The sequence below is a fragment of the Stutzerimonas azotifigens DSM 17556 genome (assembly GCF_000425625.1).
Classification (GTDB): domain Bacteria; phylum Pseudomonadota; class Gammaproteobacteria; order Pseudomonadales; family Pseudomonadaceae; genus Stutzerimonas; species Stutzerimonas azotifigens.
Window position 1 is genome coordinate 735 of the sequence record NZ_KE384429.1, and the last position, 4,770, is coordinate 5,504.

Here is a 4,770-nt window from a genome sequence, read left to right on the forward strand (position 1 = left end):
CCGGCAGCGAGACCGGCACTGGATGTAGGAGCGACCTTGGTCGCGAACGGATCCGATGCCGGCGCTGCGTTCCCTCGTCGTGACTCAGGGCCGATCCCCCACCTCGGCCTGCTGGACGGTCCAGGCCACCGCCTGCTCGCTCAGGGTCAGCCCCAACCCCGGGCGGTTCGGCACCAGCATCCGCCCTTCGCGGATTTCTAGCCGCTCTTCGAACAGCGGCTCCAGCCACTCGAAGTGTTCCACCCAGGGCTCGCGCACATGGGTGGCAGCCAGGTGGACGTGCAGCTCCATCGCGAAATGCGGCGCAAGCGTCAGGCCAGCCTGCTCGGCCAACGTCTGCACCCGCAGATAGGGCGTGATGCCGCCCAGCCGCGGTGCGTCCGGCATGAGGAAGTCGGCCCCGCGCTGGCGGATGAACTCCCAGTGCTCGGCCGGGCTGGTGAGCATTTCCCCGGTGGCGATGGGGGTGTCGAACAGCCTGGCCAGCTCGGCGTGGCCCTCGACGTCGTAGCAGTCCAGCGGCTCCTCGATCCAGATCAGCCCGAACGGCTCCAGCTGGCGGCACATGCGCCGGGCGGTCGGCCGGTCCCACTGCTGGTTGGCATCGACCATCAGCGGAAAGCGGTCGCCCAGGTGTTCCCGCGCCCGGCCGACCCGGTGCAGGTCCAGCGCGGTATCCGGCTGGCCCACCTTGAGCTTGATGCCGCCGATCCCCTTCTCGCGCGAGCGGTCGGTGTTTTCCAGCAGCTGCTCCAGCGGCGTATGCAGGAAGCCGCCCGAGGTGTTGTAGCAGCGCACCGAATCGCGCTGCGCGCCCAGCAGGCGGGCCAGCGACAGGCCCGCACGGCGTGCCTTCAGGTCCCACAGGGCCACGTCGAAGGCGGCGATGGCCTGGCATGCCAGGCCGCTGCGACCGACCGAGGCGCCCGCCCAGCACAGCCTGTCCCACAGGCGGGCGATGTCGCTGGGATTTTCGCCGATGAGGTTGGGCGCCAGCTCCAGCGCATGGGCGTACTGCCCGGGGCCGCCGGCGCGCTTGGCGTAGCTGAAGCCGAGCCCGGAATGGCCTTCGCGTGTCTGCAATTCGGCGACCAGCATGGCGACTTCGGTCATCGGCTTCTGCCGGCCGGTCAGGACCTTGGCGTCGCTGATGGGGGTGGGCAACGGCAGCGCGATCGAGCGCAGGCGCAGCCAGGCGATGCGGTCGTCATTGCCGCAGACGGGCGTCGGGGAAGCGGTCATGCAGTGATCCTTCTTGTTATTGAAATGGGCGCGGCCGTCAGACGACCGACCGTCCATCGGTCGGCCACGCCGGGCCGCTACGGTCTTCCTGCGCGGAAGGCCGCGACAAGGCCCGGCCTCGCCTAGCCAAGTCATCGTACAACTTTAGGCGAAAACGCCCGGGATTGCCCATCAGGCGCTGGCAGCCTCGAGGTGAACAGGCGGCTGCATGAAAGCCGGCTCATGCCAGCCCGCAAGCTGGTACTCTGACGGGCCGCCCGCGCGGCCTACGGCGTCCACCGCTTCGCCTGCCCCGCGGCCGTGTCCCACTCTTCAACAGCCATCCCCATGATCGCCCATTCCACACCCGCGTCCTTCCCCCGCCACGTCGCCGTCCTGATCCTGCTCTGCATCGGCTGCACCCTCGCCAGCAACCACATCGCGGCGCGCATCGCCTTCGACAGCGGCGCCGGCGTGGTGCTGGCGGTGCTCTGCCGCTCCGGCGTGACCTTCCTCGCGCTGGCCACGCTGCTGACGGTCCGCCGGCAACCGATCCGCCTCGCCCCGGGGGCCTGGCGCTGGCAGCTGCTGCTGGGGTTGCTGATCGGCGTGCAGAGCCTGTGCCTGTATTCGGCGGTGGCGCGCGTGCCGGTGGCCCTGGCCCTGCTGGTGGCCAACCTCTTTCCGATCCTGCTGGCGCTGCTCACCTGGGGCCTCGGCGGGCCGCGGCCGACGCCGCGGGCGGCGATGCTGATGGGGCTGATCCTGTTCGGCCTGGTGCTGGCGCTGGACGTGCCGGCGCGCCTCGGAGGCGAGCGTCCGGTCGGCAGCGACTGGCTGCTGGGCATCGGCCTGGCCTTCGTCGGGGCGACGGTGTTCGCCTGCGCCCTGTGGGTCACCGATCACAAGCTGTCCGGCATGCCCGGCGCGCAGCGCAGCATGCTGACCATGATGATCGCCTTCGGCACCGCCGCCGCGCTGGGCGCGGCCGACCTGCTGCCCGGCGGCCTGAACGTGCCGGGCAGCACCGCCGGCTGGACCGGCCTGGTGCTGCTGACGCTGTTCTACGGCGCCGGCTTCTCGGTGCTGTTCGTGCTGATTCCGCGGCTGGACATGCCGCGCAATGCGCCGGTGATGAACATGGAGCCGGTGGCCACCCTGGTGCTCGGCTGGATCGTGCTCGGCCAGACGCTGAGCCCGGTGCAGATCCTCGGCGGCCTGGTGGTGGTCACCGGCATCGTCATCCTCGCCACGCACAAGCTGCGCTGAGTCCTCAGCTGCGCATCGCCTCGGCTTCCTCGTGCGCCTGGCGCAGCCGCTCGCGGCTGTTGGTCAGGTGCAGGCGCATGGCGGCGCGGGCGGCGTCCGGGTCCTGGCGGGCGATGGCGTCGTAGATTTCCTGGTGCTCGCGCGCCAGCCGCTGCAGGTAGTGCTGCTGGCTGTCGTGGGCCAGCCGCGCCGAGTTCAGCCGGGTGCGCGGAATGATCGCCGCCCCCAGGTGATTCATGATGTCGCTGAAATAGCGGTTGCCGGTCGCCTCGGCGATCTGCAGGTGAAACTGGAAGTCCGACGCCACGCCGTCGCCGCCCGGCGGGGTGCCGTGGTTCAACGCCTCGAGAAACTCGCGCATCGCCTCCAACTGCTCCGGCGTGCGGCGCTGCGCGGCGAGCCCGGCCGACTCCACCTCGAGGCTGATGCGCAGTTCGAGAATCGCCAGCACGTCGCGCAGGGTCACGATGGTCGCCGGGTCGATGCGCAGGCCGATGGTGTTCGGCGCATCCAGCACGAAGGTGCCGATGCCGTGGCGGGTTTCCACCAGCCCCGAGGCCTGCAGCCGCGACAGCGCCTCGCGCACCACCGTGCGGCTGACGCCCTGGGCCTCCATGATCGCCGACTCGGTGGGCAGCTTCTCGCCCCGCTTGATCACCCCGTCGCGAATCTGCTGCGACAGCTCCGCGACCAGTTCCTGGGCGAGGCTGCGGTGCTTGCGACGAGCGCGCGGTTGTGGCGTTGGCGTATCCATGGCGGGGCGTCCGGTGACAAGGAAATGCGAGCATCTTACCACCAAGTTGTATGACGACATGGCCCGTTGTCGCCCCGTTGCGATGGCTCGCGCAGCGCAACCGGGCCACGGAGAAATGCCACCTTGGTCGTACCGACACTCCACTATCGTTTAATAGCCCGGCACCGAAGCAGCCCGTAAAAAGGAGGAACAAGAATTTCAGAGCAGGTTGAGGACCGCCATGACAGCTACCCTATTCCCCGTGCGCCCCGAAGTCGCTTCCCAGACCCTGACCGACGAGGCCACCTACAAGGCCATGTACCAGCAGTCGGTGGTCAACCCCGACGGTTTCTGGCGCGAACAGGCACAGCGGCTTACCTGGATCAAACCCTTCAGCAAGGTCAAGCAGACCACCTTCGACGACCACCACGTCGACATCAAGTGGTTCGCCGACGGCACCCTCAACGTCTCCTACAACTGCCTGGACCGCCACCTCGAGGAGCGTGGCGATCAGGTGGCGATCATCTGGGAAGGCGACGACCCGTCCGAGCACAAGGAAATTACCTACCGCGAGCTGCACGAGCAGGTGTGCAGGTTCGCCAACGCCCTGCGCGGCCAGGACGTGCACCGCGGCGACGTGGTGACCATCTACATGCCGATGATTCCGGAAGCCGTGGTGGCGATGCTCGCCTGCGCGCGCATCGGCGCGATCCACTCGGTGGTGTTCGGCGGCTTCTCGCCCGAGGCGCTGGCCGGGCGCATCATCGATTGCAAGTCCAAGGTAGTGATCACCGCCGACGAAGGCGTGCGCGGCGGCAAGCGCACCCCGCTGAAGGAGAACGTCGACGAGGCGCTGACCCATCCGGACACCAGCAGCGTGCAGAAGATCATCGTCTGCAAGCGCACCGGCGGAAGCATCAAGTGGCACGCCCACCGCGACATCTGGTACGAGGACCTGATGAGGGTCGCCGGCAGCGTCTGCGCGCCGAAGGAGATGGGTGCCGAGGAGCCGCTGTTCATCCTCTATACGTCCGGCTCGACCGGCAAGCCCAAGGGCGTGCTGCACACCACCGGCGGCTACCTGGTCTACGCCTCGATGACCCACGAGCGGGTGTTCGACTACCGGCCGGGCGAGATCTACTGGTGCACCGCCGACGTCGGCTGGGTCACCGGCCACAGCTACATCGTCTATGGCCCGCTGGCCAACGGCGGCGCCACCCTGCTCTTCGAAGGCGTGCCGAACTACCCGGACGTCACCCGCCTGGCCCAGGTGGTGGACAAGCACAAGGTCAACATCCTCTACACCGCGCCGACCGCCATCCGCGCCATGATGGCCCAGGGCAGCGCCTGCGTGCAGGGCGCCAGCCTCGCCTCGCTGCGCCTGCTGGGTTCGGTCGGCGAGCCGATCAACCCGGAAGCCTGGGACTGGTACCACAGGACCATCGGCCAGGAGCGCTGCCCGATCGTCGACACCTGGTGGCAGACCGAGACCGGCGGCATCCTCATCAGCCCGCTGCCGGGCGCCACGGCGCTCAAGCCCGGCTCGG

At 68.8% G+C, this 4,770-nt stretch carries 4 protein-coding genes; 2 read left to right on the top strand and 2 right to left on the bottom strand.

Annotation, left to right across the window (positions count from 1 at the left end; translation table 11 throughout):
• Nucleotides 1–84 precede the first annotated feature (84 nt).
• A complete protein-coding gene (locus tag H610_RS0122915) occupies nt 85–1,242 on the bottom strand; it encodes an L-talarate/galactarate dehydratase (protein ID WP_028241842.1) in 1,158 nt (385 codons plus the stop codon).
• A gap of 327 nt (nt 1,243–1,569) precedes the next feature.
• On the opposite strand from H610_RS0122915, the gene H610_RS0122920 reads away from it, so the two are divergent.
• Nucleotides 1,570–2,490, top strand: a complete 921-nt coding sequence (locus H610_RS0122920) for an EamA family transporter (protein WP_028241843.1) — start codon at nt 1,570–1,572, stop codon at nt 2,488–2,490.
• A gap of 4 nt (nt 2,491–2,494) precedes the next feature.
• Here the strand turns inward: H610_RS0122920 and H610_RS0122925 are convergent, their stop codons facing one another.
• Nucleotides 2,495–3,244: a FadR/GntR family transcriptional regulator gene (locus H610_RS0122925; protein WP_028241844.1), complete on the bottom strand. Its 750-nt coding sequence runs from the start codon at nt 3,242–3,244 to the stop codon at nt 2,495–2,497.
• A gap of 220 nt (nt 3,245–3,464) precedes the next feature.
• Between H610_RS0122925 and H610_RS24485 the strand changes: the two genes are divergently transcribed.
• On the top strand, nt 3,465–4,770 hold a 1,306-nt coding region (locus tag H610_RS24485), incomplete at its 3' end, for an acetate--CoA ligase (RefSeq protein ID WP_043239463.1).